This window comes from Echinicola marina (assembly GCF_020463795.1).
Taxonomy (GTDB): domain Bacteria; phylum Bacteroidota; class Bacteroidia; order Cytophagales; family Cyclobacteriaceae; genus Echinicola; species Echinicola marina.
On sequence record NZ_CP080025.1, the window covers coordinates 5,423,666 to 5,439,390 of the forward strand.

Here is a 15,725-nt window from a genome sequence, read left to right on the forward strand (position 1 = left end):
ATTGTGCTGTTTATTGGTAAGTGGATGCGCCCCGGATGTTTTCGTGGTCGGGAATGTGGGATTCCTTTTTGTCCAGCTCTTCCGGGGCGACCCTGTCAAGGTTGTTTTCGAGTATGTTCTTTATCCTGCGGTAGGATATTGCCCTGGCATATATGGCCCTTCCGCAAGCGGAGTCCAGCCTTTCGCTGCCGTAAAGCTTGGCAAGCTTTATGATGCCCTGTGCCCTTTTGTAGGCCGTTTCCGGGTAGTCCGATCCGATAAAAAGCTCACTGATACATGTGGCCACATTGGCCCCCAGGGGAGCTGCCAGCTTCCTGAAGTGGTCAGGGCTCCAGTCAAGGTATTTTTTGTGCGTGCTGCTGAGGTGTTCCCTGTTGGTGTTATAGCAGCCCTTTGACGGGTTCCTTTTGTGAAGGGCTATCCTTTCATGGCAATGGTAGACTTCCACGATGTCCCTTGTATAATGGATCTGGGTGGACTTTCCGATATACCTGTAAGGGACGCTGTAATAACTTTTGTCCGGGGAGAAGTAAACATAGCCTATCTTCTGGACCTTTGCCCTTGTATAGTCCCTGAGCTGGTATAAACCTGTGGGAAGGGTTTTGAGGCATTCCCTTTCCATGGACTGGAAAAGCTCCCTTCTGCTGGCTTCCTTTCTCTGGAAGAGCATGTTGTTGTAGTTTTCCAACAGCCTTCTTATCTCGCCGTTCAGCTCATCGATCGAAAAAAAGGTCATCTCCCGAAGGGGATAGTATATGCGCTGGTAACTGAGCTGTACTGCATTCTCCACCAGCGCCTTGTCCTGTGGGCTGTATGCCCTGGTGGGATTGATGACACAGTTATAGTGCCTTGCAAAATCCTTAAGGGAACGGTTGATCTCGGGTTCATATTTACTTGCCCGGGTGACGGCCGATTTTAGGTTGTCAGAGACCACGGCCTTGGGAACGCCCCCATAAAACCACATCATGTTGTTCATGCAGTGGACAAGGTCCCCACGTTTCTGGCTCCAACATGCCTCTACATAGGTATACAGGCTGAAGGGAAGCACGGCCACAAAGACTTCCGCCTTTTTCACTTCGCCTGTATCACGGTCCACGACCTCCATCCTTGTGCCCGCAAAATCGATGAACACCTCATGGGCGGGAAGGTGTTCAAGCTTCATGGAGCCCCCTGCATTGGGATATTTTCTATGGTAATGCTCCATGAACTGTGTATAGCTGTAGGGGCTGTCCACAAGCTGCCTGTACTCCTGATAATGGTGCAGAAAGGTAAATCCCGGATGGTTTCTAGCTGCTTTTCCCCGTTCAAAATAACGCATCAGGGCATCAAACCTGTCATTCTTTATGGTGGTGCGGGAAGGGAACAGCTCCCTCAATTTGGTGTCGGTAAGGGACAGGATCTCATCCACTTCGTAGTCCGAGGCTGCAAGCCAGGAGATATACTGGTTTACCGTATTGCGGGAAATCCCCAGCACGGCTCCTATCTTTCGGTTGCTGAGCCCGTCCCTGTGTAAACTGAAAATCTGCTTTATATCCATGGGATCAAGTACGTTGGCCATATCGCTCTTTTTTTAGGCGATATAGCAGGTTAAACTTGATCTTTCAAAAGTGGCACGGTTCGAACCGAAATCCGTACTGGAAATGGCACGGTTTAAACCGAAAGGCCTGGCACAGTTTGACCGAAATGGGTGGCACAATTCAAACCGTTATATCCAAATAAGCCTCCAACTAACAGAGGCCAAAAAGAAAGATTATACTGCTTGCAGCGTTTATAAGCCTAATTCAGTAGTAACGAATAATAAGACTAGCACACCAACTAAAGCCGCCAGTGAAACAAATAACGTAACTCCGGCAAAAGCCAGTACGACAAAGGCATCCCCCCTCCTAAGGGTAACTTCCGTTCGCTGTTTGGGTACCACCAAAACAGGAAGCCGTTGCAAAAGAATGACCAAAAGTGCCAATGGCAAATGTTTCCAGCATGGAGGGTAGCAAAAAAGTTATCAAATGAGCTTATCCTCTGTAAGATTTTATAACAATATAACAATCCGGAAAAGGGAATTACAAATTCACAGGATATTAGGGTGAAGAAGCATTCTTCGTCCAGTCAAAGGGCATATCCATTACCCAAAAAAAATTCCGGTTTAAAGGGGTCAGCATTCTCCGGAATATCAAATCTAAAAATCTATTTTCAAAAAAGTAGCCCCATTGACCTTCCCAACGGTATCAAATTTAGATCCACTAAATCACGGTAATCCGTTTTACGAATTGATTTGACACTAAAATTTCTATGCCAAAAGTCCATTCCTTTTCTAACTACTAATACTTCTTCCTGAATTTCGTCAAACTGATTAGCCGTCACATCAATAATGAATTGATCATTTTGAACCCAAGAATGACTCTTATTATTTAGGTTAGCAAATACAATATTAAAACCTAAATAACCCTTATTAATTAAAAAATGATTCAATAAAACTGAAGAGGCAAAACAACTGCCAGAAGGAAAATTAATAAACTCCGGATGCTTAAAAGTTTTAATTTTTTCCACCATCAACTTTCTAAAATCTGTTGTTACCAAAGTTAATTGCATTTTAATTTCATCCATCTCAGAATAAACCAAATTATAAATAGCACAATATACTTAATATGGAAAAGCCTTTCCAGTTACCACTCTATTTACTACCAGGTTTGGTTAATCCCTATGTGATGGAGGACCATGGTCCTCCAAGAGTACAAAGCCGCACGTTAAAAGGTTTAGGGTTAACATGCCCAATTCATACCCGACTTCATTCTTAATTTATTTCCCCTTTTTTGGTCGTAGCAGCGGTGGAGAAGTCCACTTCCGGCAATTTATAAATCTCGCCTTTATCGGATATCCCTTAAAGGATTATTTTCATTATAGTCATCATTGCTTAAATTAAATCTCACATCCAAAAACTCTTTGATTGCTTTAAAATTCGGGGTCATAGATTTAGTTTCCAGTCCATAGGTTTTAAGTACTGCGATTAAACTTATATTGAACTGCTCCATAAACTCTTTTGACTGGAAAGCTTTCAATGGAAACTGTACGTAACAATCTTTCTCATCCATATTCATATATTCCAACATTTTTTTTTGAATATGTTCCACATATTCTAGCTCACTTTTAAATTCTTTCCTCTCAAAACGCTGTACTTTGTAGTTGATCATAAAATTTTGCATATTCATCAATATCTGCCAATCTTTGTAGCCCTGACTTCTTAAAGTATTTAGCAATGCAGGGAAATCGGGCAGTTTCCTGAGGTCTGCCAACGTGAGGTAAGTGCATTTTCTAATGTTATTAAAACGGTTTTCAATGGCTCCCAGGCTAAACACTTTATCATATTTCTCACTTAATGAGCTTTCCCAAACCATTACTTTGTTTTCTTTTGGGAAATTAAGTTTTAGCTGCTCTCTTTCAAAAGACGGAGCTTGAAACGCTTCAAAATCTTTTTCAATATAAATATCCCTGTGTATCTTTTGATAAAGGTTAATAGCGATCTGTTTACTATCGAGCCTTGACTCTTTGAAGAATTTCCAAAATAATTTGTCAAATTCTGTTTGTGGCAAAACGCTAATGTTGTCCAACATAAGTCGCAAAGAAATCATATTGAACGCAGAATGTTGGTTAATTTTTTCAGCACCTGTTACATCAGAAAAACAGATAAAAACTTTCCAGTTTATCTCCTCATTCGATGGAAGTTGTTCAGGAGGCAGATATTTATCACTTAAAGTCAACTCTATTTTAATCCTAGATTTAAGCAAATGAAAATCTGCATCCGATAAAGCAATCTCTGCCAAGACAGTTTGGATGGCTGAAATATATTCCTCAGCAACTGAACGCACCTGATGTGTATTATCAAAACTAATGCACCATAAGCTACCCAAAGCATAAAAACGAACTTTACATTCTTTTCCAGCATCGTTAAGTGGAAAATCATCAATATGTCTTTCGATTGCCCTATTGTAGGTATCTTCAGACTGTAGTTCTACACTTATTCTTTCCTGAATGGGTTTGATTATATCTTCGCCCACATAATCAAGATGCCTGACGTAGTTTTCAATTAAATATTTAAACTGGTGGGAACTTCTGTTCATTACATATAGCATAAACGCTGTGTCCAACGTGGCCCTCTTTTCCCCTTCCGAATCTGCTTGGTCAAAATTAGAATCTAACCTTAAATGAATGTACTGACTATAAATATTAAGGGCGTTGAACCAAGAACCTTGTTTAAAGTCGGAATAAAACAATAACACCAAACTATCCTCAGTCCTTTTAATCAACTCTTCATTGGTACTCATTCTGAATGCAGCAAGTGCGTAGTTCTTAGCAGCAAAGTGCATTCCTATCGAATTGTAAAGTTGCGCAATATTTAACAACGCTAAGATATAACCTTCAATAGTATCTTCTTGAAGGTAGTTGTCCTTAGCCTTATGAAAATAGTCCAATGCTCTCAGTAAGTTTTTCGGAACTGTGGTACTCAAATAGCTACAGCCTCTTTTTACCTGTGTTTGGGCAAGTTTTACCTTGCCTTCTCTTTTTTCAACTAAAGGGAAGAGGCTTTCAGAAAAATCTTCCAATGAGACTATAATACCCATTTTATCTTCAGGATCTATATTGAGCTGCATTTTAATGTATTTTTCTATTCTATCGCCAAATTGGGATAGTTTGAAAAGGGGAGCTTGCTCAACCAAAGTTAGAATCTCATTAAAATACTGTATAAATTCGGTTTTGCCCTTATTTCTTACCCTGTTTATTCCTAAGAGGAAAGTACCCTTCTGTTCAAGTAAATTGCATTTTTCACTAATTTCTTTTTCAATCAGTAATTTTTGATTAATCTTTTTGAAAAGTTGTACAAACCATCCCCTTAGCTCATCTTCACCGATTAATGATTTTTCATTTTTAGAAGCAACAAATACCAAGCTGATAATATTATGAGCATTTTCTATATCTATGGCAGTCTTAAAAACAATAAAGTCGCTAAAGTAGTACCGGATGTCTTCTTCAAACCCTAATAAACTTCCATCAGGCCGCTTACGAACATCCAGATTTTCATAATCCACTTCATAAAACTCATTATTGAGAAACACTATTTCATAAACGGCCTTTCTCCTGAATAGGGAATCTATTTCTATATTCCGTGCATAGTAAATAAGGAAAGAATTCCAAATATCTTTGTGTTTGTGTAGATACTTTTTCCTACGACAATAGTTTGCCAAATCTAAAATTTCATAAAACTCTCCAATTCTGAATTCATCTATGGGGGCAATGGTTTTATAAAAGTCGTACCTGACTGAATACCATTTATCATTTTCACCGCCAATTTGGAGTAGATTCTGCTCTAATTGATCGTAGGTTAGTTTTCGTTCTTCGCCCACCTTTTCATTAATCACCATAAAAACGGCATTTAGCAATACCCCAAAAACTTGTACAGAATTGCCTTTAATTGTATCGTAAGGTAATTTCTGTATGAGTAGATCTATATTGGTTTTTGTAGAAGAGAACTCATCATCGGGCGAAGTTCCAATAAATTTCCATTTTATTATTTTAGTAAATTCTTGCCAAAATGAGTCTTCCAACTGGTCGAATATATCAACTGCTTCTTTCAGACCATCCATATATTTCAAAGCTTTTTTTTGCTCTTCTATATATTCTGTTACTATGCTTTTTACTTTTTGGGCATACTTGACAAGCTTCTTCTCATCCAAATGTTCTTGGTATTCAAACCACTCCCTTAGCAGATCGGCATCGTTATGTAGATATTTTTGAGCAATATTTGTATTAGTCTCAAAAACATATTCTTTTGTGAAATCATTGTAATCTGATTTTACATGGAGCATAAAAAAGTGGCAGATACATTTTTTAATTTCCTCGCTTGAAAAAGAGAAGTTGCTGGAATAAAGTTTTATTTGACGAAAAATGAGTTTTTGTTCCAACAAGTCCTTTTGAAAGATATCCTCTTCAAATTCGCAATAAATATCTTCTTTGATATCGCTTAGAAAATTACTAACCCAGGTTTCAAGAGTTTTGATTGTCTGATAATTATATCCTCGTTGGGCAGCAAACGCATCGGTATTTTTTGAGAATAAGAAAAGTTTATTTAATTCCATATACATGGTAGTTTAAAGAAGGCCTAAAATAACCAAAATATTTCCATTTCAATACAAATTAGTCTAATCCAATCAATTGAATAATAAGAGCCATATGAATCGAGAAGTTCAGGTACGGTTCTCCCGCTATTGCGGGACAGGTAGTGAGAGGTTTAGGGGTAGAATTCCCCTTTACCTACTCAATTAGCGGCTGGTTTTTTCCAGTTGTTTTCAGACGTCTCACACCAAATCTAGAAAAAGTTTGGGTACCAGAGTCAAATAAATCATAGATGATATTAATGCAATATCGTTGTTCTAGTGAGTTTCGAATCCTATCGGTTTGCTTATTCGGTTTACCCGATACCATTAAACTTGGTGCTAAATGAATAGGTCTCTTAGCTCTTGCAGAATTGGTCAGTATGTCTTTCCTAATTTCGTTGACAATACCCATAAAATTGAAAATTAACTCTGGAAAAGGGTTAAAGTGTTTTACCTCAATAAATGTGATCGTATGTTTATTTTCAACATAGGAAAACCTTCTATTGGTTTCATAGTATTTCGTGGTTGTTTTTGACTTTCCTTCTCTGATTACCACTATGTCTGGGTTTGTAAATATTTCTTTATCAAATGATGATTGTACCGCCAAGTTGTGTTGAATTTCGAAGCTGTATTCTCGTTTATTTATCGTTTTCGTAATTGAGAAATATGAATAATTTTTTTGAATACCGGCAGGTGAACATTTATACCGATATTCCTTATCAATTAAGTTCATAATTTTGACTTGATAGTCATGATGTTCATAAAACCTCACTACATAGTTAAAACATGACATTTCAAAGAAGTCACTTATTCTATTCGCTTGATTTTTAACCGTTGATTTAAACTTGTTAATAAATCCTTTTATCTCCTTCTCTAATTCTGCTTTCTCTTTAAAAGGAGAGATCGTCTTCTTTTGCCTCTGATCCTGGTTATTAGTTTTCTCCATAATTTGAATTGAGTAAAGAAAGACATTTCAGTAGGAATTCCTTAGTTTGATTATAATCAACGAAATCATCAGGTATTCCAAACCTCTTTCTGAGAATATTGTAGCTAATAGTTAACCCCAAAAGCTTATTTTTTTCTTCAGCTGTGAATTGATAGGTACCAATGCGTATGGTATCAGAGTCGCTGTATTTATTAACTGTTCCATAAAACTTGACCGCTGCATCAAGGTTGGCAATTACACGCTTATGAAAAATAGTAAGTGCTAGTAAAATCTCAACAGAGTCTTGATATTTTTCAAGTGATTTATATCGTTGCGATATACCTATAATATATTTCACTTCTCTTAGACGTGACTCGTATTCATTGTAAATCTGATTGGCGAGTTTATAGGGTAAATCATAGGTAAAGATGTTTATTATTGGAGTTTCTTTGTCCATCTTGATTGTTTGTGATTGATTAATGTCCCTTAGGTACTATTTTAACCTTTACCTTCATTAATTTCAAAGTATCATTCAAATTATTCTCAGTTCTTCTTGAGTTATAATAATATATCCTTCTGGATTGTAAACGAAACAATAAAGTAGATTACAATCAGGATGGAAAGAATTGTTTGATCCTCATATCTGAAGCCAAACATCTATCTTATGTGGAATTAAAGGTTCCAAGCATAGTAGGGTGAAGAGGCATTCTTTACCCAGATAGGCGCAAGTGTTTTATTTATTCTTAGCTCGTTTTGGCTTTACTTTACCTTGAATCAACTTCTGAAGGCTTTCAATTCTATCTAGTAACTCATCGAATGTTAATATTTCAACATCTTTACTGTTACTTCGGATAAGTTCAAAAGACCTTAGTTGTTTCTTATCTAGTTCTTTAATTTCCCCCATCAAAACAACACACTTTGAATTGTAAGTTTCAAATGGTTCTTCAGATTCCATTTTTATAACAGAATAATGTTTTTGAAAATTGTCCCTTTGGTTAAGAACCTGTGAAATACCTCCTGATAAGTCATCACTTAACCCATAGACATCTGTTCCTCTATAAGGCTTACCTTTCTTAACCAATTCGGTTTTATGTGTCTTTATCTCAATGAAAGCAACATTTTCAGTTAAATTGTTTTTTACTAAAAAGTCATTCAATTTTCCATTTTTGTTTGAAAGATTCTTTCCACCAACATAAGCTTCATCTTGAAATAAAATAATAGGGAATGAGAATATATGTGAAAAAATCCAATTGTGTTTGTTAAGAAATTCTTGCCATTTTTTCTCAGTAGCTTCTGAATCCGCAGTTCTATCCATCAAACTTTTATACTCAGATATAACATCTTCGATATACTTTGCATCCAATTTTTTCTTAGTATCCAACAATGTTTCAGTGGACAGAAAGTCATCTGTAACTGATAATTTATCAAACATATCTTTGATAGAAGCCTTGTCGTTATCAGAAAACTCATCAATTGAGCTTCCCCATGTTGAAATTGTTTCTGCTATTGAATTTTTCACATACTTAAACTCAACATCATCGATATCTTTTGGAAAAATATTTTTTAATGATTGCTGAGCTAAATTTGCTCTATCCTGAGATTGCTGGTCAAGTTTTGCCGAGAAAATATCATAAAGGTTTCGCAAGTTAGCTTCAGTGAGAGTAATTTCTTTTTTTATTGAATCAAGTTTAGGAGAACCCTTTTTAATTACCCTTATAGTTGATACTTTCAACTCTTTACCTATATACTCTCCAACTGGCTTCAATTTACTATTTAAACCATAACCAAAAGTTGCTGCTTTTACTGTACCTACAGGAAGTTTTCCATCAAAACCCTCATACAATATTTTCTTAACATTAGGGTACTTATCTTTCCCGTCGAATCCCCAAGGATAATGCACCACCAAATCTTTTCTGCGGTATTGTTCTTTACTAATTTTTTTAATCTTCTTATCAGAATCTACAAATTCATAAACAATAACTGTTGCAGTTTTCTTAATTTCTTTTTCCTCTCTTATCGGTTCTGTTACTGCCATACTATTAGTATTAATTAATTTGGTCACATTAAATCATACAACACTTTCATATTATCACGTAGTACTAGATATATCTTATATGTTTTTGTCTGTCAAATTTATCCTTTCCCATTACCTCAAGGCTATTTGTACGTTTACAACCGCTTCCCAATTATTCTAAACATTTAAAACTGGATATATACTCCAAAACTAAAAAAGCCATATAACAAAAAAAATACCCCATATGGGGTATTTTACAACAGTTTCACTCTTATAATCTATCCTAAATTACTTCTTATCCTCTAAAATCTTCTTGATAGCATCATTCATTTGCATCATAGTCTCCATCATTTTCAGCATCACCTCTGTTTGGTTCTTATCGGCATAATTTGCACTAATTTTCCCACCAAATGTAATGTTAGAATTAGTAAGATGCTCTATCACATGACCAGGCTGAGCGGCTATCATTTGAAGTGGATCTACCTTTAAAAATTCAGCTACTTGTTGAATAAGATCAATCGTAATTTTATTCTCACCCCGCTCATATTTAGTATAGTTGGCTTCTGACATACCTAAATAGTCAGCTACCTCCAAGGCTTTCTTGTCCCTTAGTTTACGAAAAGCAGAAAAGTTTCTACCTATATTCTTGTTCTCGAGTACAGTAAACTCGCTTCCATTTTCCTCCTTCATATGATGCTTGATTTTATATTCAATATACAAAAATTACCATACTTCCTGTAGTTTTTAAAAGTGTTTTAACATGAAATCTAGATTATTCCAATTCCTAGTTGTTTTAAACTACTGTCATATAGAACGAAACTACTATGTTTTTAAGGGATTTCAAAGCCATTCCTGTAAAATTGTGTATGGTTCATTTCGGATCACATAATGCCACCTCCTTACTGCTCAGATTATTAAATCCTGTGGAGCAAGATATGGTATGCTATTATGATAACCGTTCCTTTGATATCCTACCGGGAATCTCCAAGTATGATATACTTTTCGAACGCAAACCGAAGAATCCAATATAATGGTAGTATTGAGTAGTTAGTAGGTAGTCTGGAGCTTTTGATTGCAAAATCGATACTGAGTACTGCTACTGATTACTAATAGTATAACACCATCGAACCTATTTTAAATGTATACATCGTACCGGGTACCTTATACCCCGTACTTTTCGACGATTCGGAGGCTGCATTCGCCTGGGGGACGCCCCTCGCGTCTGGTAGGGCAGCCTGGCCCGGGGCTTTATGGGCTCTGGGATTTAATCAATTTCTTATAAAATGTAGAAAGCTATTGGAGTAGCTAGTAGCAAGATGTAAGTAGTTAGACTTGTTTCGTCTTTGTCATAGCGGACTAGACTGGGAGGATGTTACTGGAAGAGATGCTTTCCCGAAAGTATCGGGACAGGCTCTTTCGTCAACATGACAATCTCGTCTGTCAGGCTGAGCCCTTCGGCTCTTCGCTCAGGATGAACTTAGTCGAAGCCTTCGTGTCGTACCTCGACTCCGCTCGGTATGACACTCGATATCGTCTCCGTAAACCAGTCTTTAATCTTGGCTCTGGCTACTAGCATCTGACAAGACTCAGTGTCTTGTCCCAACACTTTCTACACAACCGCATATTAAGCATGAAAAAAACAACGTTCACATGCTTCCTAGCATACCTATGCCTTTTCGGAAGCAACTTATATGGAAACCAATTGGAAGTTGCAGGCACCCCACCTGCGGGGGCGGTAGGCGATACCGTCTCCCTGCAGGTGAAGGAACTTAAGGTGGGTGAGCAGATGCCTGACTTATTGGTAAAAAATGTCATCAACCATCCTGAAGGGGAAATACAATTGTCAGATTACCGGGGCAAGCTGCTGATCCTGGACTTTTGGGCCACCTGGTGTGCGCCATGTGTGAAGGGCTTTCCGAAGATGGATAGCTTACGGCGGGAGTTTGAGGGAAAGCTGGAAGTCCTGCCAGTAACCTATCAAGATCAGGAGGAAGTGGACAAGCTCTTTTCACGACTGAAGGTGCTGAAGGATATCAAAATGCCCATGGCCGTTTCAGATAATACCTTACGACAGCTATTTCCGCACAGGACCTTGCCCCACTATGTATGGATAGATCCTAAGGGTAAGGTAATGGCCTTTACCTCTAAGGAATCTGTTGTTCGGGACAGTATCAGACAAGTTTTGGAGGGAGTAAAAGAATTGGAAAGCAAATCAGCTCCCAAGGCCCTTTTTAAAAGGAATGAACTGCTGTTTTTCGGGAACAGAGGATTTGATGAGGACAAGCGGATTCTACTGCAGTCGGTTTTTATGCCCTATATCGAGGGCATGCCGGCGATGTACAAGGTCACGGGGGAATCCGATAAAAGCTGGATGCGCATCTTCCTGACCAATTCCGACCTGCCCACCTATTTCGGGCTTGCCTATGGTGCGGGGAAGGTGGACTTCAACCGCAATCGAAGGATTTTGGAAGTAAAGGAACCGGACTTGCTAAAATACAATGCCGATCTGGACAATTATGATGAATGGAAGCTGGACCATCGTTTCTGCTATGAGCTTATCGTTTCGCCCCAATACCCTGGGCAGGAATATGATATCATGAAAACCGACCTGGATAGGATGTTCCCAGAATACCGGGCAGCTGTGGAGATGAGGGATACCGAGGTATTGGCCTTGGTGCGGACGGATACAACCATCGACCTGAGAACAGATGGTGGAGAAAGAAAGATAGAAATGGACGCTTTTGGACTCGAGCTGAACAATGAGAGAATAGGTCTGCTCCCCTATCACTGGCGTTTCCATCTTCAGCTCATGAGGATTCCCATAGTGGATGATACGGGGATTGATTATAAGGTGGATATTAAGTTGGAGGGCAAGATGAATAACCTTGAAAGCATCAGGAAGACCCTTGCCCCATACGGATTGGACCTAGTCAAAAAGGTCATGCCCATCAAGATGCTGGTCATCAGGGATCGTCCTCAAGGCCATTGATAACTGAATTTATAACCCATATAACTATAGATAAATGAAAAGGATTTTACCATGGATGATTTGTTTGCTTTGGTCCGGAATGGCCATGGCACAGGAGACCTATATCCTCAAGGGGAAGGTCTTGGACCATCGGGATGTACCGTTGATTGGGGCGACCATACAGATAGCGGATAGTGGAAAGGGAACGGTGACAGATGAATACGGGGATTTTTCACTTCAGGTAGCTAAATCTGAGCTCCGCATAGTATTCAGCTATTTGGGCTACCAAAGACAAAGCAGGGACATTAGCCTACCCCTGGAGGAGGAGCTGATCGTAAAACTGGAAAAAGAAGCAATGGGTCTGGATGGCGTAGAAGTGGTCTCCACAGGTTACCAGCAAATTTCTAAGGAGCGGGCAACGGGTTCCTTTGTCCATCTGGATAGCAGCCTGATCGACCGTCCGGTTAGCACTAGCATTCTTGAACGGCTTGGGGATGTGACGCCGGGACTGATATTTAACCGAAATGGCCCCGCTTCGGATGCACTTTCCATCCGTGGAAGGAGTACCTTATTTGCCAATTCCAGCCCATTGATCATAGTGGATGGCTTTCCCTATGATGGCCCAATAGAAAACATCAATCCCAATGATGTGGAAAGCATCAATGTACTCAGGGATGCAGCTGCCGCTTCCATCTGGGGAGTAAAGGCCGGCAATGGAGTGATCGTGATCAGCACCAAAAGTGGGCAGGTAGGCGCAAAGCCCAGGGTGTCCCTTAACAGCAATATTACAATCGGAGAAGTCTTTGATCCTTATTACCAACCCCAGATGTCGGTAAATGATTTTATCAATACCGAGCTGATGCTTTTTGACAGGCGATTTTATAATTCCAAAGAAAACACGCCCAGAAAAACAGCGCTAAGTCCTGTAGTGGAAACCTTGATTGCTGCAAGGGATGGGGAGATCGACCAGTCCGAAGCGGACGCCCGCATAGCTGCATTTAGGAATCAGGATCTGCGGGAGGCATATTTAAGGGATTTTTACCGAAAAAGCATCAATCAACAATACGCCCTGAATATCTCCGGTGGCAGCGAAAGGCAAAGCTATTTCCTGACAGCAGGATGGGACAAGAACCAGGAAACAGTGGTTGGCCGTGGAATGAAACGCTTTACCCTGGGAGGCAAGCAGGAAATCAAGCTCCTAAAAGATCGGCTAAACCTAAGCACAGGTATCTACTTCACCAAAACCCATAAAGACCGCAATGGGCTGGCCTATGGTGAACTCAAGCAATCCAGCAATGATGTGCTGGCCCCTTATGTGCAGTTCAGGGATGAAAATGGTAATCCTATGGCCATCACCAAGGACTACCGGGGTGGATTTTTGGATGGTGCTGAAGCTGAAGGTCTGCTGGACTGGCGCTATAATCCCTTGCAGGACATCCATGAGCAATCCGATATTCTGAAGGGCAGGGATATCCGTATGAACCTTGGATTGGATTATAAAATCATCAAAGGCCTGAATGCCCAAGTATCCTACCAGTACTGGACCAATGAGCAGGAAGTTAAACAGCACTATGGCGCGAAAAGTTATTATGCCCGTGACTGGGTCAACCAGTACACACAGGTGGATGAAGAGGGAAACCTTACCCGCATCATTCCTGAGGGCGGGATTTTGGACCGTTCCCAATATTCAAGCTTTTCACATAACGGACGGGCGCAGCTGAACTATGAAACGGACTGGGAGCAAGGGGACTGGGTGTCCATAGCAGGGGCAGAAGTGAAGTCCTTTGAAAGTTCCAGTCTTGGTACCCGCTTTTATGGCTATAATGATCGGGTGGGCAATATTGCCCAGATGGACTATGTCAATCCCTATCCCGTGTATTATTTTCCCTCTGCCTCCTTACGCATTCCAAATGGGGACCACGTGGGCAGTACAGTGGACCGCTACCTTAGCTATTACCTGAACTCTGCCTATACCCATCAGGGGAAATATACCCTTTCGGTAAGTGGCAGGAAGGATACCTCCAACCTCTTTGGGGTGGATGCCAATCAAAAGGGTGTACCACTTTGGTCCCTTGGGGCTGCATGGATATTGAGTGAGGATGATTTCTATCCCATGAAAGATTGGCTGCCCTATGCCAAGCTGAGATTTACCTATGGCTATAATGGCAATATAGACAAGCGGGTCTCTGCCTATACCACGGCCATAAGGAACGGTAACAGCAATATTACAGGTCTGCCAAAAGGAATCATCCTCAACCCGCCCAATCCATCATTGAGTTGGGAGCGCATTAAGATTGTCAACCTGGGGCTGGACTGGGCCACCAAGGATGACCGGTTTTCTGGAACGGTGGAATACTATATCAAAAATGGGCTGGACCTGATCGGGGATATTCCTTATGCGCCAAGCTCTGGAATTACGGAGTTTAGAGGAAACACAGCCAGCACACAAACACATGGCCTGGATTTTAATATCAGTGCTTCAGTGATCAGGGGAGCTTTCCAGTGGCGGATCAATCATTTCCATTCTTGGATCAAGGAAAGGGTCGGTGATTATGAGTTGGTGGGCCCTGTGAACCAATACCTTTCATTAGGAATGGGCGGAGATCATGATTTGCCCATACCACTTAGTGGAAAACCGCTCTATGCTATTTATAGCTATGCTTGGGCAGGACTGGACCCCGATACCGGAGACCCCTTGGGCTATCTGGACGGCGAAGCCTCCAATGATTATCGAGGTATCATCACTGGAGCCACCCCTGAAAGCCTGATTTACCATGGACCATCGAGGCCAAGCCATTTTGGTGCACTTAGAAATGATTTCAGTTGGCAAGGCTGGAACCTGTCCTTTAATATCAGTTACCGCTTGGGCTATTATTACAGGAGGAACAGCGTTCGTTATGCCTCCGTCCTCAATGCCCAAGGGGGACATGGGGACTTTGCCCTGCGTTGGCAAAACCCGGGGGATGAAACCAGTACCCACGTACCATCCATGCCGGACAGGTTGAATGCCAATAGGGATAATTTCTATAGTTTTTCTTCGGTGCTGGTAGAGAAAGGGGATCATATTAGGCTACAGGACATCCGCTTGGGCTATACCTTTGACCAAAGGACATCGCCCAAACTGCCCTTCCAAAGAATGGGCCTATATGCCTATGCCAATAACCTGGGGATCATTTGGAAAGCGGCAAAAGATGACCCTTTGGATCCCGATTTCAGAACAGCAAAGCCACTTAAGAGCATTGCTCTGGGAGTGAAAATAGATTTCTAAAGCACTAAAGATATAGCTCCGTCCGCCCTAATCTATGTTTATTTTAAACCAGATTGATTATTAAAGGCAAATCTTGGTGGGCGGGGCTTACTTTAAGTAAAAAGTAGCAAGATGATAGTAGTAAGACAGTATAAAGAAAAAAGAGGAAAGATTGAGTTCGGAGGCGAGAACATCTATTTCTCCGTCACTGCGATCCGCACAAGCGGAGTGGCAGTCCCGTTTTTGGAATAGGAGATTGCCACAGTCTCCGCCACGTCTGACGGCGTCAGACAGGGCAGGTCCTTCGCAATGACGGAAAAGGTTTGATCTCGCTCACGTGAACAAGTCTTGCTACTATGTACTAAATACTAGCTACTATCACAGAGTCCCTTACCGCGCAATTTCTTCATATGTGATCATACATCATC

Annotated in this window: 10 protein-coding genes; 3 read left to right on the plus strand and 7 right to left on the minus strand. The window is 40.4% G+C overall.

Annotated features, from left to right (window positions below; genetic code table 11):
• Nucleotides 1-10: 10 nt before the first annotated feature.
• Nucleotides 11-1,558, minus strand: coding sequence for an IS21 family transposase (gene istA, locus KZP23_RS22040; protein WP_226333968.1), 1,548 nt, complete (start codon nt 1,556-1,558; stop codon nt 11-13).
• 82 nt (nt 1,559-1,640) lie between these two features.
• On the opposite strand from istA, the gene KZP23_RS22045 reads away from it, so the two are divergent.
• The gene (locus KZP23_RS22045; RefSeq protein WP_226333969.1) at nt 1,641-1,988 is read left to right on the plus strand and encodes a hypothetical protein; all 348 of its coding nucleotides are present in this window, start codon (nt 1,641-1,643) and stop codon (nt 1,986-1,988) included.
• Between the two features lie 199 nt (nt 1,989-2,187).
• Here KZP23_RS22045 and KZP23_RS22050 read toward each other — a convergent pair whose 3' ends face one another.
• The 6 genes from KZP23_RS22050 to KZP23_RS22075 all read right to left on the minus strand — a co-directional run bounded on the left by KZP23_RS22050 (nt 2,188) and on the right by KZP23_RS22075 (nt 9,772).
• Nucleotides 2,188-2,601, minus strand: a complete 414-nt coding sequence (locus tag KZP23_RS22050; protein ID WP_226333970.1) for a hypothetical protein — start codon at nt 2,599-2,601, stop codon at nt 2,188-2,190.
• 260 nt (nt 2,602-2,861) lie between these two features.
• Nucleotides 2,862-6,125 (minus strand): hypothetical protein, encoded by a 3,264-nt coding sequence (locus tag KZP23_RS22055; RefSeq protein WP_226333971.1) that lies wholly within the window; start codon nt 6,123-6,125, stop codon nt 2,862-2,864.
• 175 nt (nt 6,126-6,300) lie between these two features.
• Complete coding sequence (locus KZP23_RS22060) at nt 6,301-7,089, minus strand: hypothetical protein (RefSeq protein ID WP_226333972.1); 789 nt, start codon at nt 7,087-7,089, stop codon at nt 6,301-6,303.
• Nucleotides 7,076-7,525 carry a hypothetical protein gene (locus KZP23_RS22065; protein WP_226333973.1) on the minus strand — a complete coding sequence of 150 codons (450 nt, stop codon included), beginning with the start codon at nt 7,523-7,525 and terminating at the stop codon, nt 7,076-7,078. Before KZP23_RS22065 ends, KZP23_RS22060 begins: the two co-directional genes overlap by 14 nt.
• A 276-nt stretch (nt 7,526-7,801) precedes the next feature.
• Nucleotides 7,802-9,103, minus strand: coding sequence for a Shedu immune nuclease family protein (locus KZP23_RS22070; protein WP_226333974.1), 1,302 nt, complete (start codon nt 9,101-9,103; stop codon nt 7,802-7,804).
• A 267-nt stretch (nt 9,104-9,370) separates the two neighbouring features.
• Nucleotides 9,371-9,772 (minus strand): helix-turn-helix domain-containing protein, encoded by a 402-nt coding sequence (locus KZP23_RS22075; RefSeq protein WP_226333975.1) that lies wholly within the window; start codon nt 9,770-9,772, stop codon nt 9,371-9,373.
• Nucleotides 9,773-10,712: 940 nt separating this feature from the next.
• Between KZP23_RS22075 and KZP23_RS22080 the strand changes: the two genes are divergently transcribed.
• A complete protein-coding gene (locus KZP23_RS22080; RefSeq protein WP_226333976.1) occupies nt 10,713-12,071 on the plus strand; it encodes a TlpA family protein disulfide reductase in 1,359 nt (452 codons plus the stop codon).
• A 34-nt stretch (nt 12,072-12,105) separates the two neighbouring features.
• Nucleotides 12,106-15,318, plus strand: a complete 3,213-nt coding sequence (locus KZP23_RS22085) for a SusC/RagA family TonB-linked outer membrane protein (RefSeq protein WP_226333977.1) — start codon at nt 12,106-12,108, stop codon at nt 15,316-15,318.
• The last annotated feature ends 407 nt before the right edge of the window (nt 15,319-15,725 follow it).